The 16,385-nt window shown below is 43.5% G+C and carries 15 protein-coding genes; 10 read left to right on the top strand and 5 right to left on the bottom strand.

What is annotated here, in order from left to right:
- Positions 1-2: 2 nt before the first annotated feature.
- The 6 genes from rnd to ACM0P2_RS12725 all read left to right on the top strand — a co-directional run bounded on the left by rnd (position 3) and on the right by ACM0P2_RS12725 (position 5,189).
- Positions 3-1,160 carry a ribonuclease D gene (rnd, locus tag ACM0P2_RS12750; protein WP_159117515.1) on the top strand — a complete coding sequence of 386 codons (1,158 nt, stop codon included), beginning with the start codon at positions 3-5 and terminating at the stop codon, positions 1,158-1,160.
- A 57-nt stretch (positions 1,161-1,217) separates the two neighbouring features.
- Positions 1,218-1,514 (top strand): YcgL domain-containing protein, encoded by a 297-nt coding sequence (locus tag ACM0P2_RS12745; protein ID WP_120958887.1) that lies wholly within the window; start codon positions 1,218-1,220, stop codon positions 1,512-1,514.
- A 6-nt stretch (positions 1,515-1,520) separates the two neighbouring features.
- Positions 1,521-2,603 (top strand): lytic murein transglycosylase, encoded by a 1,083-nt coding sequence (locus tag ACM0P2_RS12740; RefSeq protein ID WP_159117516.1) that lies wholly within the window; start codon positions 1,521-1,523, stop codon positions 2,601-2,603.
- Positions 2,603-3,271 (top strand): fumarylacetoacetate hydrolase family protein, encoded by a 669-nt coding sequence (locus ACM0P2_RS12735; protein ID WP_159117517.1) that lies wholly within the window; start codon positions 2,603-2,605, stop codon positions 3,269-3,271. Before ACM0P2_RS12740 ends, ACM0P2_RS12735 begins: the two co-directional genes overlap by 1 nt.
- Positions 3,268-3,762, top strand: coding sequence for a YcgN family cysteine cluster protein (locus ACM0P2_RS12730; RefSeq protein ID WP_159117518.1), 495 nt, complete (start codon positions 3,268-3,270; stop codon positions 3,760-3,762). The genes ACM0P2_RS12735 and ACM0P2_RS12730 overlap by 4 nt, the downstream gene beginning before the upstream one ends.
- A 143-nt stretch (positions 3,763-3,905) precedes the next feature.
- A complete protein-coding gene (locus ACM0P2_RS12725; protein ID WP_173360196.1) occupies positions 3,906-5,189 on the top strand; it encodes an alginate export family protein in 1,284 nt (427 codons plus the stop codon).
- A gap of 145 nt (positions 5,190-5,334) precedes the next feature.
- Here ACM0P2_RS12725 and ACM0P2_RS12720 read toward each other — a convergent pair whose 3' ends face one another.
- Genes ACM0P2_RS12720 through nhaB form a run of 3 tightly spaced genes read right to left on the bottom strand, consistent with a single transcriptional unit; the run spans position 5,335 to position 7,985 of the window.
- On the bottom strand, positions 5,335-5,883 hold the full coding sequence (locus tag ACM0P2_RS12720) for a GNAT family N-acetyltransferase (RefSeq protein ID WP_159117520.1): 549 nt from the start codon (positions 5,881-5,883) through the stop codon (positions 5,335-5,337).
- The gene (gene dsbB, locus ACM0P2_RS12715; RefSeq protein WP_159117521.1) at positions 5,880-6,407 is read right to left on the bottom strand and encodes a disulfide bond formation protein DsbB; all 528 of its coding nucleotides are present in this window, start codon (positions 6,405-6,407) and stop codon (positions 5,880-5,882) included. The genes ACM0P2_RS12720 and dsbB overlap by 4 nt, the downstream gene beginning before the upstream one ends.
- 3 nt (positions 6,408-6,410) lie before the next feature.
- A complete protein-coding gene (gene nhaB, locus ACM0P2_RS12710; protein ID WP_159117522.1) occupies positions 6,411-7,985 on the bottom strand; it encodes a sodium/proton antiporter NhaB in 1,575 nt (524 codons plus the stop codon).
- A gap of 430 nt (positions 7,986-8,415) precedes the next feature.
- Here nhaB and fadR point away from each other — a divergent pair, with 430 nt between their 5' ends.
- The 4 genes from fadR to ACM0P2_RS12690 all read left to right on the top strand — a co-directional run bounded on the left by fadR (position 8,416) and on the right by ACM0P2_RS12690 (position 13,282).
- Positions 8,416-9,126: a fatty acid metabolism transcriptional regulator FadR gene (gene fadR, locus ACM0P2_RS12705; protein ID WP_105929339.1), complete on the top strand. Its 711-nt coding sequence runs from the start codon at positions 8,416-8,418 to the stop codon at positions 9,124-9,126.
- A gap of 470 nt (positions 9,127-9,596) precedes the next feature.
- Positions 9,597-11,774, top strand: coding sequence for a S9 family peptidase (locus ACM0P2_RS12700; RefSeq protein WP_159117523.1), 2,178 nt, complete (start codon positions 9,597-9,599; stop codon positions 11,772-11,774).
- 171 nt (positions 11,775-11,945) lie between these two features.
- Positions 11,946-12,305, top strand: a complete 360-nt coding sequence (locus ACM0P2_RS12695; RefSeq protein WP_105929341.1) for a phasin-related domain-containing protein — start codon at positions 11,946-11,948, stop codon at positions 12,303-12,305.
- A 215-nt stretch (positions 12,306-12,520) separates the two neighbouring features.
- Positions 12,521-13,282, top strand: coding sequence for a hypothetical protein (locus tag ACM0P2_RS12690; protein ID WP_173360195.1), 762 nt, complete (start codon positions 12,521-12,523; stop codon positions 13,280-13,282).
- Positions 13,283-13,360: 78 nt separating this feature from the next.
- On the opposite strand, the gene ACM0P2_RS12685 is transcribed toward ACM0P2_RS12690, so the two are convergent.
- A complete protein-coding gene (locus ACM0P2_RS12685) occupies positions 13,361-14,797 on the bottom strand; it encodes a hypothetical protein (protein WP_159117525.1) in 1,437 nt (478 codons plus the stop codon).
- Between the two features lie 92 nt (positions 14,798-14,889).
- Positions 14,890-16,350 (bottom strand): DUF3336 domain-containing protein, encoded by a 1,461-nt coding sequence (locus ACM0P2_RS12680; protein WP_105929344.1) that lies wholly within the window; start codon positions 16,348-16,350, stop codon positions 14,890-14,892.
- Positions 16,351-16,385 lie beyond the last annotated feature (35 nt).

Below are 16,385 nucleotides of genomic sequence, written 5' to 3'. Positions count from 1 at the left end.
ATATGCAATATCAATTAATTACGACATTTGAACAATTAGACAAGGTGTGTACTGCTGCACAACGTCAAGAAGCTGTAGCCTTAGACACCGAATTTGTAAGAACAAGAACGCTTACGCCACATTTAGGCTTAATCCAGCTGTATGACGGGCACCAGCTTGTGCTTATCGATCCTCTCGCTATTGACAACATGCAGCCGTTTATCGCGCTCATGGAAAATACAGAAGTGGTAAAGGTGCTTCACTCATGTTCAGAAGACATGGAAGCTTTTCTTACCGCTTTTGGTACTGTCCCAACGCCCGTATTTGATACACAGTTGGCGGGAAGTATGCTGGATATGGGACCGTCTTTAGGCTACGCGAAGTTAGTGGAACTGCTTTGCGATATTAGCTTAGACAAGGGAGAGTCACGCACAGACTGGCTAGCCAGACCCCTTCGAGAGGCTCAGCTAAGCTATGCTGCTAATGATGTTCTGTATCTTCTGCCGTGCTATCAGCAGCTAGCCAGCAAAGTACAGGCAGCAGGTAAAGTGCACTGGATTTATCAAGAGATAGACCTACTGATTGAGAAAAAGCGCGCACAAATGCCAGAAGACTTTGCCTATTTGAGTATTAAAAACAACTGGCGTTTGAACAGCGAACAGCTCACTGTGCTTCAAGCTTTAGCTGCATGGCGATTAAATACGGCGAGAAAGAAAGACTTGGCGCTCAATTTTGTTTTTAAGGAAGGACACTTATTCGAAGCAGCGCAGCGTCTAATAGACAACAAATCTGCACTGTCACGGATTAATGGCGTTAATCATCAGTCGGTGAGGCGCTACGGTGACATCATTATTGCATTGATTGAAGAGGCCAGGGCGAAGTATGCGCAAACGCCCGAAAAGCTAAGACTTCCCGTTGTATTGCGACTTATTGATGTTGCGAAATATAAAAAGACGCTCGCAGAGTTAAAAGAGGTCAGTGAGCAAATTGCCAAAGATAACGGGGTTAATGCTGACGTAATAGCGTCTAAAAAACAGTTGAATCAACTGCTTAAATGGTACTGGTTTTCGGTTGACGAAACGCGGGTTCAGGGGTTAAAGCCTGATGTTCTTTCCACGTGGCGAGAAACCTTGTTTCGCCCCCACGTAACACGCCTTCTAGGCGATGCTCCGTCGCAGTAGTGCCAATTCATAAGACTGGTAAACGCAATTAGCCCAACATGAAGAGAAAACAACCTTATGTTATGTGCAGTTTATAAAACGCGAAAAAAAGAAGGTATGTATTTGTACGTGCCCAAGAAAGACAATTTTGAAGATGTGCCCGAACCGTTGATGCAAATGTTCGGTCGTCCAGAGCTTGTGACTATTCTCGCATTAGATAAACACGAGCGCCTCGGTATGGTCGACAAACAGAAATTAATTGATGAGCTTAGCGAAAAAGGTTTCTACCTTCAGGTGCCGCCTAAAGAAGAAAACCTCCTTGAGACACATCGTGAGTCTCTCGGTCTTTCAAAAACACCGGATAAAAAGTTTTAAATTACTATGTTATTTAATGCAGTAAATTTTTCGCTGGGCAAACTTGCGATAGGAGACATCCGCGATGCCCTCACCACGTCATTTAAAAAGCGTAACCTTTCAGTGCGTTTATCTGTTTTTGTACTTGCGTTGACATGTTTGCTTCACAACATCGCACAAGCGGCCGCAAGCGATGCGCTAACCGAAGAGGGTTTTGCTACCTATGTTGCTTCCTTAAAAACAGAGGCGATGAATAAGGGGATGGACCTTGATAAGCTGGAGGAAGCGTTCGCCACCATCACGTTTAGACCCACCGTTGTAAAGTCTGATAAAAACCAGCCTGAGAAAAAGATAACTCTTGATGATTATTTAGCTACGCGGGTGCCGGATTGGAAAGTTAAGCAAGCGGTGGCAAAGTACGATGAACATAGCACGTTGCTTGAGAAAATAGCCAAAGAATACGGCGTTCAAGCCAGATTCATCGTTGCCCTGTGGGGAAATGAGTCAAATTTTGGGAAAATTCAGGGCAATTACAGTGTGCTTTCTGCGTTGGCTTCGTTAGCGTACGAAGGGCGACGAGAAAAACTATTCAAAGACAACTTTTTTGCTGCACTGCAAATTTTAAATGAAGGACATACCAGCGTAGATGCCCTTCAAGGTTCGTGGGCTGGTGCAATGGGACAGACGCAGTTCATGCCTATCTCTTTCTTAAATTACGCTGTGGATTATGACGGCGACGGCAAGAAAGATATCTGGGGCACGGAGGCTGACGTTTTTGCCTCTATTGCAAACTATCTATCCTCTGAAGGATGGAATAGCAAGGGCACATGGGGAAGGCAAGTTAAACTCTCCGGTGCTGTGCCATTTTCGGGGCTAGCCAAAGCTAACATGAAGCCGTTGTCATTCTGGAAACAAAATGGAGTAACGCGTTTTGATGGAAGTGCCCTTCCCAATGTCGATATTAATGCGTCGCTTATTATGCCTGATGGTGAAGATGGGCGTATTTATCTGGTTTACGACAATTTTCACACGTTAATGAAGTGGAACCGCTCGTCATACTTTGGCATTTCGGTAGGCTATCTTTCAGAACGAATAAAGCGAGGATACTAATGCCTTATCATCACGTTGATATGGAAGGTAACGAGATTTTGTTACCGGTAAATAAAGTAATTTGCGTTGGACGCAATTACCTTGATCATATTCAAGAAATGAATTCTACAGTGTCTGAGACACCTTTACTCTTTATGAAACCCAAAGCCGCAATGTGTCACATGCACGATAAAGTTGCTGTGCCTACCGACAACGGTGAGTGTCATAATGAACTTGAAGTTTCGGTACTGCTCAAATCATCATTGAAAAACGCCAACGAAGATGAAGTAAAGGCTGCAATTTGGGGCGTCGGTTTAGGGTTAGACCTTACGCTTCGTGATGTCCAAGCCGCGTTGAAAAAGCAAGGTCAACCTTGGGAAAGATCTAAATCATTCGATAACAGCGCACCGCTTTCAGGCTTTGTACCATTAAATGACGTTGAGAATCTTGATGAACTGCGATTTCGTTTAATGATTAACGATGAGATTCGACAAGATGGTCATACAGCATTAATGCTTCACAAAATTGTTCCTCTTATTGCCCACATGTCCTCAGTGTTTACGTTAGACAGTGGGGATGTAATTCTAACCGGAACGCCAAAGGGGGTCGGCAAGCTAGCGCCCTCTGATACCGTTGTCGCAACGCTAGAAGGTCATCTAACCGTGCACACAGAGGTAGTCGCAGAATGACAGTCGCTTTTTGGGAAACGAAGTCTTTAGAGGAAATGTCTCAAAAAGAATGGGAATCGCTATGTGATGGTTGTGGCAAGTGCTGCCTGCAGAAGTTTATCGATGATGATGCTGTTGAAGAATACGAAGTCACCGATCACATCAAAGATAATGAGAAAATACACTACACCAACATAGTGTGTTCGTATTTAAATACGAAAAAGTGTGAGTGCACGCAATACGAGAAGCGAACAGAGCTTGTACCCGATTGCGTTAAACTCACTAAAGAAAACCTTAAAGACATTTTCTTTATGCCAAACAGCTGTGCCTATCGAAGACTCTATGAGGGCAGGGGGCTACCTTCATGGCACCCATTGCTTAACAAAGGTAAGAAGCATGTGATGCACGCAAAAGGGATGTCGGTAAGAAATAAAACGGTGTTTGAAACTGACGTCGACTTGAGCAACTTCGAAGATTATATTGCTATTTGGCCTCTCGAGGACTTAGATTGAGTTCGTACCGCACAGTTTTGAAGTACTACCGAATATGTCGACCTCGCCACAGACAATCATAGACTAAAGAGCATAAGTGTTACTTATGCGCTTAGTTTATACTTCCGCTTTATTTTTTTATCCTATTTACAAAAGGCTTAAAAATGGAGAAGTCGAGCGCTAGCGCTTCAGGATTATTAGTCGCTATGGCATGTCTAGCAATGCCCTTAAAAGCTGAAAGTCTAGATATCAATTATAGCGGTTCAGTGAGAATGCGTTACGAAACACTGAACAATCCTATTTTTCCCACTAATGAAGACACGCGTGAAAAAACGAACGAGCGCCTCTCTACCCGCATTAGATTAAAAGGCGAAGCCGTTTATCAAAACTGGCAGGCAGTCGCCGAGATAGAAGATTCTCGAGTGTATCTTGATGACAATGATCCTACGCTCAAGTCTGCTCAGGTGAATACACTTGAACCTGTTCAATTTTACATTACCTACAAGGGTATCAATGAATATCTAGATAGCGTTACCGTGGGCCGCGTAACGCTCGACCACGGTAGTCGCCGCCTTATGGGGCGAACTCGTTTTAGGAATGCTACTAATAGCTTTGAAGGTGCATTAGTCGATGGGCACTGGTCGGGATGGAATGTACGTGGTTTTTACCTATTACCGGTTTCTCGATTTCCATTTGATGCACCTTCACTTGACGATAATAAGCGCGCTTTTGATAAGAGCTTTAGCAATCAAAAATTTTTCGGGATTTATGCTGAATCACAAGATGATGCCTGGAAAATACATAGTTACTGGTTAAAAGAATCAGACACGGAAGCGCTTGCAACGAAAAATCGCGACCTTTTCACGCTGTCAGTGGATTATTCGAAAACTTTTTTCAAGGACTGGAAATACAATATCGAAGCGATAGGTCAAACAGGTCAGGCTAGACAGTCTGCATCGGCCTCTGATCTAGACGATAAAGACGTCACTGCATGGATGGTGCACAGTCATATTGGCAAACAGATAAGTGCAAGCACGTTTTTAAGAGCCGAGATCGATGCAGCAAGCGGCGACAATAATACAGACGATGCAACCATACGCGGGTTCGACTCGCTTTACGGTCTTAGGCGGTTTGATTTCGGCCCTACTGACGTTTATCAAGCGTTCCCGCGAAGCAATATTCTGGCACCTGGGCTGAGAGGAGTAACGAAACTAAACGGTGCACACACCATTATGGTTGGCTACAAAGGACTTTGGCTTCATAAAGTGCCCGAGGGGGAAAATGACTTCTTGGGTCATCAGGTCGAGTTTCGTTGGCGTTATCAAGCACATAAACCACTACGTGTTGAAATAGGGGGCGCATATCTTGCGAAAGGCAGCGCGTTACAAGCTGGTGCTTACCCCGATGACTCTCTGTATGCTTACACTGGGCTTATGTATTCGTTTTGATTACTCATCTAAACCAGAGCACTGATTGATACCAGTCCGCATAGATAAATACCCTCTTATCTTGAGCACTATCTCTTTAGCACTCCATGTGTGTTTTGGTATTTGAGTTGAGAGTAGTGGGTAATAGCTTACGATAGAAGGCAAATCATGAAGTCAGTGCGTAAAGTAGTGCATCCCTTCCGAATACACGTTTGCGGCATAATCCTTCTTTAATGCCGCCGATACGCTCAGCCACACGAATGCTTGCCTTGTTGTTTGGCTCTACAAAGCATTCTAAACGATGTAAATTCATCTGCGAAAAAGCGAGCTTTTTTAACGCTTCACAGATTGCTGTTGCTAACCCTTTACCGCAAGCGTCAGGTCTTAACCAGTACCCAAGGTTTGCCGTAAGGTGAGTGTGGTGGATATGGTTGATTATCCCCATACCCAAGCATTTATCTTCGTGAATAAGTAAATAAGTAAGTCCATAACCAGCTTCCCGAGCACTCTCCATATTAGCAATATACTGTTTAGCAAGCGCAGGGGTGACAGGGCACACCGCAGAACCAAACCACGGCTTAACATGATGAATGGATTGCTGGCCAGCCTCACAAAGCGCATGGCAATGTTTATCTGCTATGCGCTGAATTGAGACTGGGCCTTGCTCTGTATGAATAGAGGGCAGGCGAGAAGGTAGAATGGATAAGTCGATCAAAAGGGTTTTTTATCCAACAACCGACATGCGAAAACGAGTGCGAACACAACAAAATAGGCAGCAAAAATGATTTGCATCCATTCAGCCATACCCATCGACAAAAACTGCCATGAATCTTCTAAGCAATCCCCCTCTGCTGCAAATACTGCTGGTAGCCACTCATGCAACTGCAGCCAAGACGGGAAGTTAGGTACTATTTCACAGCTAGCAAAAAAAGGATTAGCCGCGTTAAGAATGCCCACGTGTTCTCTTGCAATCAAGAAGCCCCATCCAGCCGACACTGCCCAACCGGCAAAACCTAACATGCGTGTGAAGCCGTTGTTTTTTATAAGAACGATTAATGCAGAAAGCACTATGCCATACATTGCCGTTCGCTGGTAAATACACATAATGCAGGGCTTTAAGCCCATACCATACTGGAAATACAAGGCTGCAACTTCTAGAGCTAATGATGTAGCGAAAAGCACAAGCCACGATGACTTGTGCTCTGCCCACTGGCTTATGCCGTGAATCATACTACGCATACATTAGTGACCTGATACTGGCGCGCCAGCACCAGTTGCCGAGTGATGCTCAATCAGGTGCATGTCATATAAAACCTGTGTAGCGTCAGCCAGTCCCAAATAGGTCGCCAACAAGCCCACTATCGTAAGTACAATAGTATAAGGCAAAGCCATCATTACCATTCGCCCATATGACAAACGAAGTAGTGGAGCGATGGCTGACGTTAGCAAAAATAGGAAGGCTGCCTGACCATTCGGCGTAGCAACACTTGGTAAATTAGTTCCCGTGTTGATTGCTACAGCAAGCATATCGTACTGATCACGTGTGATTTGACCTGCTTCCAGAGCTGCCGTTACTTCAGTTATATACACTGAACCTACAAACACGTTATCGCTCACCATTGAAAGTACACCATTGGCTAGATAAAACATTACCATTTGTGTCTCACCTTCGAATGATAATACCCAGTGAATAACAGGTTGGAATAGGCCTTGGTCGATAATAACCGCAACCACGCCAAAGAAAACACAAAGCAGTGCAGTGAAGGGCAGTGCCTCTTCAAAGGCTTTACCTAATGCGTGCTCTTCGATAACACCGCTCATTGAAGTCGCTAAAACGATAACCGACAATCCAATTAAGCCAACTGACGCCATATGCGTCGCAAGACCCACTATTAACCAAATACCAATAAGTGCTTGAACCACTAACTTTGCAGTTTCACGCTTACTGCGGCCTTTGTCCATGTGGTCGTTGTAGTCGACTAAGATTTGTCTTACGGCAGAGGGTAACTTTGCGCCGTAGGAAAACATGCCGGTTTTTTCTAGTACAACGGTAGTTAGTAAACCAAAGATAAAAACAGGCAAAGATACGGGCGCCATTCTGATAAAGAATTCCACAAAGTCCCAGCCGGCTTTATCTGCGATTATTAAGTTTTGAGGTTCACCAACCATGGTCATAACGCCACCTAGCGCAGTACCTACCGCCGAGTGCATCATAAGGTTTCGCAAGAATGCTCTGAAATCCTCTAGGTCATGGCTTCCTAGTTCATCATCGCTGGTGTGATCATGTTCAGAGTGAAACTCTTTACCTGAGGCAACTTTGTGGTAGATAGAGTAAAAACCTAAGCCGACACTGATGATTACCGCGACTACCGTTAATGCATCCAAGAACGCTGACAGAAATGCAGAAGCGAAAATAAATGCTAATGAAAGAATAAGTTTGTTTTTCACTTTAATGACAAGTTTAGTGAAAAGGAACATCAAGAGATCTTTCATGAAGTAAATGCCGGCCACCATAAATACAAGCAGTAGCAGTACTTCTAAATTGACTTCAATCTCATGCATCATATGCCCGGGAGAGGTCATACCTATAAACATGGCTTCTATAAGAAGAAGGCCGCCTGGCTGCAGCGGGTAACACTTAAGTGCCATTGCCAGTGTAAAAATAAACTGAATAACGAGTGTCCAGCCAGCAATATAGGGATCCACCATAAAAATGAAGGGGTTTACAATGAGAAAGGCAATGATGGTTTTTTTATACCAGTCGGGCGCATGTCCCAGGAAGTTCTTATAGATCGCCGCGATCATTGAGGTTTGCATGAGTTCCTGTTCCTTTTACAACAAAGCACGCATTTTTGCGTATTTTTTCACTGTGTAGTTCCGGTTATTGCATACATAAACTGCTGGTGTAACGGGATGAATTTCGCTTAACCATGGTTTTGCTGCTGTCATTATAGTCGGAAATTAAGCGTACATGATATTAACGTCTTGAGAAAGCAAATCACAGACCCCACCATGTGAAAGTTACTGAATATTTATCACATTTTTCACGATTTTTATTGTGACGGGTAAAAAAGCCTTAAATTTTGGATGATATGTGTACAGTTGGGCGTTAGAAGATTTTTAAATAATACTTTAATTTTAAAGACTTGTTAAAAGCTTTAGTAGACTAGGCATAATTCATTGTGATAATAAAAGGGCATCTGGTACAATCAGTTACAAAATAACAAGAACGTGCAGGCGATTAGTTATGATTTATAAGGCACAGAGTCCAGCCGGATTCGCCGAAGAATATATTGTTGAATCTATATGGAGTGGAAGGTTTCCTCCTGGCACCATTTTGCCTGCAGAAAGAGAACTTTCTGAGTTGATTGGTGTAACGCGAACCACACTGCGTGAAGTGCTTCAGCGTTTGGCGCGAGATGGATGGTTAACCATTCAGCATGGTAAGCCAACAAAAGTGAATAACTTTTGGGAAACTTGCGGATTAAACATATTAGAAACGCTTGCTCGTTTAGACCAAGAAGGTATTCCCGAACTTGTCGACAACTTGTTGGCAGCGCGCACAAACTTGAGTGCGGTATTTATTCGGGGCGCTATCCGAAACAACCCTCAAGAGTCTGCTGCAATTATTGCTCGATATAAAGACGTTGAGCAAGAAGGGCTGGCGTTTGCTCAATTCGATTATCAAATGACTCATGACTTGGCGTTAGCATCGAACAACAACGTGTTTGTGCTTATGATGAATGGTTTCCGCGGTTTATACTCGCGTATTGGTGGTTACTTTTTCTCTCATCAGCAAGCGAGAGATGTTGCCAACAAGTACTACGCGGATCTTCTCAATGTTGCAGAGAATGGCTCGTACGAAAAAGTACCTGTAGTAGTAAGAAATTACGGTATTGAAAGTGGAAAGGTGTGGTCTGCCATCCGAGATGAAATGCCAAAAGACTTGGTCGACTAACGTTTTTTGTTTTTCCATTGGTTCGCATGTGGATACAAACAACAGGATAAATAATATCGCTAACATTGCTTCATTTAATCACGTGTGACTAGTTGAAGTGCTGTAACAGCATAGATACAGAATACGCCGCATCGCTTTGCAAAGCATGCGGCGTTTTTTTATTCCTTAGTTTTTTAAGCTATGTTGTGTAGGTCGCACAAACACGATGTAGACGTAAACACGCCCCTCAGTTTTAAATCACCTAGAGCAAGAAATTTCAACATATTTTGTTACATATTCCCGTCTTATATGGGAAGAGCGGGCATTGAGTATTGGTAGCGCGAATGTCCTGGGTATGTATACTCGATAGTCGAGTGTGCACTGTTTCGTTATCTTCAATGTGCACTGATGCTTTACTCGACTGTTTATTTTATAACGTTAGCATGTCACGAGCGTGTCGTTGAAATAGAAGCGAACATTTAGGAAAACAAATGAAATATTTATGGATGGTCATTGCTGCGGGCAGTTTACTATCAGGCTGTAGCTTGGAAAACAAACCTGAAAACACTGAAAAAATGCCAAAAAATACAATCACAAAAACCGTGCTTAATACCGAAACGCCTGCGCCTGTGGCGAAAAAAGTGCCTCATAAAATGGAAGCTCACGGTGTTACGCGTATTGATGACTACTACTGGATGCGAGACGACTCTCGCACCGACGATGCAATTTTTGCTCACCTAGCGTTAGAAAACAATTACGTGGAGACCGTGCTCGCGCCGCTAAAAGATACCCGCGAAGCGCTTTTTGAAGAGCTCGTGTCTCGTATTGAAAAAGATGATTCTACAGTACCTGTACTTGATAATGGGTACTGGTACTACACAAGTTATTCGGGAGAGAACGAATATCCTGTATACCTAAGAAAGCCGACACTAGATGCCAATCCTCAGGTTTTGTTAGACGCAAACATCATGTCTAAAGGACATGATTATTTCAGCATTGGTTCTTATGCAGTCAGCGAAAACAATGCCTTAATGGCATATTCAGAAGATACACTAAGCCGTCGTCTTTACACTATTTATGTGAAAAATTTAAAGGGCGATGAAAAGCTTGACGACGTTTTAGAAGGGACATCAGGAAACGTAGTATGGGCGAACGATAACACGCATCTTTTTTACGTCAAAAAAGACCCTCAAACCCTTTTGGGCTATCAGGTTTATCGCCATGAGTTGGGTACACCACAAAGTGACGATGTGCTGGTTTATGAAGAAAGCGACCCTACGTTTTATACTTACATCAGTAAAAGTAAAGACGATAGTGTTATTTATATACACCACCAAAATACGGATAAGACGGGTGTTTCCATTGTAGATGCGAACAACCCCACAGCGCCCGCACAGGTATTTTTGCCGTTAAAAAATGGGCAAGAGTATAGCGTTGCGAAAGCTGAAGACGGCTACTACGTTCTGACGAATATTGACGCAAAGAACTTTAGAGTTATGAAAGCGCCGCTTGATGCCACTGGCGATGTGTCAAAATGGGAAGATGTCATTGCTCACCGTCCAAATGTGTTCCTACAAGGCATTGAGGTAATGAAAAATCATTTGGTAGTAAAAGAAAAAGAAAACGGTATGCTTCGCATGGTGGTTCTTAACCTTACGACAAATGAAGAAAAAGTTATTCCAACACAAGATCCCATTTATGGCGCGTATTTTTATGCGAACCCTGAAATGGACACGAGCACACTTAGAATTCATTACAGCTCTCTCACAACTCCTGCGTCTATTGTTGATATCAATTTAGATACGCTCGACAGTGAAGTCATGAAGCAAACCCGCGTTTCTGAGACGTTTGATTCGTCCGCCTATAAATCGGAACGGGTTTCAATTGAAGCGCGAGATGGAACCGAGATACCCGTATCACTGGTGTACAGAAAGGACAAATTTAAGAAAGATGGAACGAACCCGCTTTATCAATATGCCTATGGTTCTTATGGTGCGACGATTGACCCTACCTTCAGAAGCAGCTGGTTGTCTTTAGTTGATAGAGGTTTTGTGGTTGCGATTGCACACATACGCGGTGGCCAAATGCTAGGCCGTCAATGGTATGAAGAGGGTAAAATGCACCGTAAGATCAATACTTTTACCGACTTCATTGACGTGACTAGAGGGCTCATTGCTTCGCAATATGCCGATAAAAGCAGAGTATTTGCGATGGGAGGCAGTGCAGGTGGCCTGTTAATGGGGGCAGTAGTAAATATGGCGCCTGAGCTTTATCGTGGCGTTAGTGCACACGTGCCTTTTGTTGATGTGGTGACTACCATGAGCGATGCTTCGATACCTCTGACAACGGGTGAATATTCAGAGTGGGGTAATCCAGCCAATAAAGATGAATTTGAGTATATGCTATCTTACTCACCCTACGACCAAGTCGAAAAGAAAGACTATCCGAACATGCTGGTAACAACTGGGCTCCACGATTCTCAAGTACAATATTTTGAGCCTATGAAGTGGGTTGCAAAGCTTAGAGAATATAAAACGGATGACAATTTGTTATTGTTTAAAACCGACATGGAAGCCGGGCACGGAGGTGCATCGGGGCGCTTTAAGCGCTTTGAGTCGACCGCCCTAGAATATGCCTTTGTTTTACATCTTGCAGGTGTACCGCTTTAATTCGATGCTAACTTTTTTGAATCTAGCGTTTGTATTTAAGCCCGAATAAGTCACCACTTTTCGGGCTTTTTTTATTTTTTGTGTTTTTAGTATGCGGATTCTAATTGTTAAGCGTAAAGTTTCTACATGGTGTTAAAACACACTTTTATTTAGCATTGATAGGAGCTCAATATGACGACTACAAACACAATCAAAGGCAAAATTAACGATGCCGAAGAAATGGCGCGTAAAATTTGGTTAGCAGGCCTTGGCGCTTACGGTAAAAGTGTTGAAGAAGCACAGGGGCGTTACGAAAAGTTAAGCGAAGAAGCAAGCAAAATGTTTGACGAGCTTGTAACTAAAGGCGAGTCATTAGAAGAAGATGCGAAAAGCAAAGTAAAGTCTACGACTAATGATGTTGAAAATCGCGTGGCTGATGTACGTAAGAAGCTAGGTCTTGATTCTGAGCCAGCAGATCAACGTATTGAAGAGCTTTCAGCTAAAATAGACGCGTTAACTGAAGCTGTAGCGAAATTAGCAGCGAATAAGTAATTCTTTGCTCTGTTGGGCACCGAAGGGTGCCCATTACGCATAGAGGCTTATAGCGCACGTAATCGTGCTAGCGGCTTAGCGCAATTGAGTGACAGCGCCGCTTTTTATAATTTTTTATAAATGGTAGGGCAGAGCGTTTACACCAGTAAATTATTGGTCTTATACGCACTTTACCACTGCTGTCATGCTTACTGAATCTCCACCACGGAGGCATTATGAGCAACAAGACTATCCCTAATTCAACGTTACCGTCTAGCCTAGACAAAGAATCGACGGCGGCTAACGGCACGGCAGTATCTCCTTTTAAATCATCACCACTATTTGGCTGGTTGTACGCGGGTACTGACCTGATAGCTGCGAGGCTCGACCAGGCAGCGGGCATGGTAAGCCAAAAAATTGATGATACTCAAGAAACCATAAACGCCATGCAGGCGAAAGGGCTCGAAGTTGAGAGTGAGCTGAGGCAAACCTTAAATCCGTTTGCATTGGTTGACGTTGCACAGAAGTTCGTAACTTCCACCCCGCTCTTTTCTGTACTTTCTGGTGGACAAAGACGGCAGCAAAAAGAACATCAGCTAGAGGCGTTAAATGCGAAGGTTGATTTACTGGTGGAGCAGGTTGCCTTGTTGGCAGCAAAGGAAGCTGCAAAACAGGTGAAAGCTAACGAAGCAGTGAAAACATCAGCTACTGTTAAAAATACGCCATCAAAAGCGAGCGCAGCAGCAAAGCCGACTCGCGCACGCAAAACAACTGCTTCTACAACGAAATCTGCACCTGCAGGCGCTACTGCCTCAAGTAAGAAAAGCGCAAGCTCGACAGCCAGTAAAAGCGCTGCGGCTAAATCGCCAACAAGAAAAACTGCAGCACTAGCTAAAAAAGAGGCGTCTAACGCTACGTCGAGTAGCGCTAGCAGCACAACAAATCCGTCCGCGACAAAAGACAGTAGCGCGTCTTCCGAAACAAAGAAAAACAATTAGTCGTGCTATTCGTCGGTAGTAATAACGTAAATAGGGTAAGCTCTTTGGCTTATCCTGTTTACTTACTTACTTCCTTCCTTATTTATTTAATTTGGCCCACAAATTTTGATGCTTCTTAAATCCAAAGTAGTCATACGGTTCCCAGAAGCTGGGTACCAGATTATCGACTTCATCCGGTGTGAAATTGTTAGAAAGTTGACTCATGATTTGATTCAGTTTTTCCTTGCCCACACGCATCAGCTTTTTTCGATTGGCAGGAAAATAAAGGTTTTGGCTTTTTGAAATAACCTCATGGGCGCCATTAGTTATAAATTTCTGGTTTCTCGTGACTATTTTACACAGTGGCTCGGCTGGATTCGCAGGGTTGAGACCGATAACAATAGCATATTCATACTGGTCCTTTTCCTGGCCATTTTCATTTACCGGTATGAAAGTGATGCCAAAGCCTTGAGGAAAGTAACCTACTAAATCAATGAAATCCTGTGCCAATTGCTTATTTAGCCCGTTCTTTTTAGATAACTGCTCAATCAATAAATACCCTTTTGGTAAGCTAAGGCGCGAATAATCTGATTTAGTGGACAGTACAATTGAGACATATATTTGAGGAATTTTGATAATTTCGCCCAAGCCAGTCTTGGAAACAAAAGCGTCTTTGACAAGATTAAGCATGAAGTCTTGTGCTTCTTTATGCACTAATATAAATCTGTTTCGCTCTTCTTTGATATCACCAATATAGTTCGGGATACCCAAGCCGTCGCTCAGGTATTTAAGGGTAAAGTGATAGTTAAGCTTAAGAAGATCTTTCCTCTGAGATTCTTCGAGTAAACGAAACTCATCTAAGTCGCCATTTTCTCCTTTCAGGATGGTTAGAGATGCAGGGCTCTGTAAACCTATGTCTTGCAGAAGTGCAGCTGTAATAAGCGGTCTTCCAAGCTCAACTTTCCATTTTTCCTGCCAGTAGCGATTTCCGCGAAAGCGCGATGAAGCTTCCCGGTATTTGGAGAGGTATCTGTGCGCGATAGTATCGTGTTCAAGCAAACGGTCGACAAGTCGCAAGGTTAATACCGCTTTATACAAAGGCTTAAACCGCATGTGAACCCGAGCAAAATTTCCTTCTGCTCCTGGCGTAAGTAGCATAAGCGTGCCGAGTAGTTTGGCGCTTTGTTGTTGAGTCTCTTGCCAGTTCTCACCTTCGCTCAACTCGATAATTTTGGTGCAAACAGCATCAAGACGCTCTAGCCTAGCAAGGCGCTCTTCCTCTAATTTCTCTGTGCTATTTTTTATCTGCTTAGCAAGCTGTTCAGCCAGAATTTCTTTTTTCTTATTACCTTCTATTTTTTTGAGTTCAACTTTTAAATCGCTAATGTGATTTAAAAGCGAAGGCGTAAGGGAAAAGTAATGACGAGCATCCTCAAACACTGAACCGTAGCCAGCTTCTTGAGGGGATATCATATTGATGAGTTGTTTTACTTGCTGTGTGTAAATGCTGTCTGGGTTTTGGCTTTGTGCGCTCACCGTTATCCTTTAATTTGATACTGTAAATAGCTGCTTGTTGTCTTAAGCTAATCCAGGCTAAGCAGTTCTGTCCACGCGTTTATATCCACGCGTTACCTTACGACATGGCCTAACTCTACTGCTTCACGTTTCTTCAATTGGCTTAAATGATACCGCAACTTCTCACTTATTTTGGTATTTCTTTTAATAACATGGAGTTGTGGCCATGATGCCCGTTCACCGCTATCTATCAACTGTGCGATACTCTCGCGGGTTGGGTTAGACAATACATGCGACAAGTTTCTTATTTGTCGCTTGGGTAATATATTGATATTGCCCACGTATTGCTGATCTATGATAGAACGTACTTTGTGAATAGCCAGCTTTGCGTTTTTATTTCCGGTCAAACGCTCAATAATATCGATGGCGAAAATACTGTTTGTTTTGGCAAGCTGACCAATGTGGCGCGCCGACATATCCCAAACAGAATTAGGATCGATACGGTTCGGCGAGATAAAAGGTACCGCTAAAGGATTAGTCTGACTAACAATACTGTGGTTCACGCCGTACAGCCTTGCTAGTCGCTCAAAGGGGAGGTCTGCCATTAATGAACCGTCCGCAAAGCGCCGATTTGGAATGTAAGGCACAATGTCTCCAGCCGGCGTTTTTGCACGTAGCTGAACGGGACTAAAAATAACCGGTACAGCGCAGGATGCCCTAACTGCCTGAGTAATGATGGCATTAGGCGAGGTTTTGGCATTTAACAACCGTGAGTGCTGGTGAAGATCAGCCGGAGAAACGGTTACTGTGATATGTCTCCCGGTTTTCTTAAACGCTTCTTCAAAGGTGGTAAGGTCAAAAAGCTCAATTAAGGCGTTTTCTAATACCGAGCTGTCGAATAGCCCTTTTTTTCCTAGCCCAGCAAAGCTGCGCCAATGTTTGAATGTTTCGTAGATAAACTCGGCGCTCAGTGATTCACGAAGTTCATCATGGTTGCGGGTACCCAACATGGCCGCAATGATTGACCCAGCACTTGAGCCTGAAACCACCGTGGGCAATAGGTTTTTTTCGTTGAGTGATTTAACGACGCCAGCATGGAAGAAGCCTAGACCTGCGCCGCCAGATAGCATCAAACAGCTTCGGCCAAAGGCATGCGCGGTTTCTTCAAAGAAAGAAAGCTTTTCGTAAAAGTCTACATGCTGTTCATCGGCGTGAAAAATTTGCTCTAGCGCCAGCGTCACTTCATCAATAAATTGTTCGACAAGATATTTAGTTCCGATTTTGCAGTGGGTAAGCAGTATCGGGTTGGCGATGTTTCCCAAATTACCGTGAAGGCCTTCATGAAGTATTGACATCAAAGCATGCAGGTCGCCTTTTCCTCTTGCTAGCTGCAGGCGCTGAACACGTTTGCGAATTAGCTTGTAATCGTAGTTTTCACTTTCGTCTTTTGCTTTCCACTCGTCAGCGCCCGACAGCGCATCATGAGCTAAGCATGCGCCTTCATATTCATCATAATTTCTCGCATGCTCGATATCATGTTCTAGTTTTTTTAATCGCAAATCGAATACTGCCATGACAAATACCTACAATGTTGAACTAGCAAAGTTAT

Origin of the sequence: Alteromonas sp. OM2203, from assembly GCF_048517045.1 — a bacterium.
GTDB classification, from domain to species: Bacteria; Pseudomonadota; Gammaproteobacteria; order Enterobacterales; family Alteromonadaceae; genus Alteromonas; species Alteromonas gracilis.
Note: the sequence above shows the minus strand (reverse complement) of the source record. Positions and strands in the feature narration are given on the sequence as shown.

Coding starts and splice junctions, on each gene's coding strand:
- rnd (WP_159117515.1), top strand. CDS start 3: ATGCAATATCAATTAATTACGACATTTGAACAATTAGACAAGGTGTGT.
- ACM0P2_RS12745 (WP_120958887.1), top strand. CDS start 1,218: ATGTTATGTGCAGTTTATAAAACGCGAAAAAAAGAAGGTATGTATTTG.
- ACM0P2_RS12740 (WP_159117516.1), top strand. CDS start 1,521: ATGTTATTTAATGCAGTAAATTTTTCGCTGGGCAAACTTGCGATAGGA.
- ACM0P2_RS12735 (WP_159117517.1), top strand. CDS start 2,603: ATGCCTTATCATCACGTTGATATGGAAGGTAACGAGATTTTGTTACCG.
- ACM0P2_RS12730 (WP_159117518.1), top strand. CDS start 3,268: ATGACAGTCGCTTTTTGGGAAACGAAGTCTTTAGAGGAAATGTCTCAA.
- ACM0P2_RS12725 (WP_173360196.1), top strand. CDS start 3,906: ATGGAGAAGTCGAGCGCTAGCGCTTCAGGATTATTAGTCGCTATGGCA.
- dsbB (WP_159117521.1), bottom strand. CDS start 6,407: ATGCGTAGTATGATTCACGGCATAAGCCAGTGGGCAGAGCACAAGTCA.
- nhaB (WP_159117522.1), bottom strand. CDS start 7,985: ATGCAAACCTCAATGATCGCGGCGATCTATAAGAACTTCCTGGGACAT.
- fadR (WP_105929339.1), top strand. CDS start 8,416: ATGATTTATAAGGCACAGAGTCCAGCCGGATTCGCCGAAGAATATATT.
- ACM0P2_RS12700 (WP_159117523.1), top strand. CDS start 9,597: ATGAAATATTTATGGATGGTCATTGCTGCGGGCAGTTTACTATCAGGC.
- ACM0P2_RS12695 (WP_105929341.1), top strand. CDS start 11,946: ATGACGACTACAAACACAATCAAAGGCAAAATTAACGATGCCGAAGAA.
- ACM0P2_RS12690 (WP_173360195.1), top strand. CDS start 12,521: ATGAGCAACAAGACTATCCCTAATTCAACGTTACCGTCTAGCCTAGAC.
- ACM0P2_RS12680 (WP_105929344.1), bottom strand. CDS start 16,350: ATGGCAGTATTCGATTTGCGATTAAAAAAACTAGAACATGATATCGAG.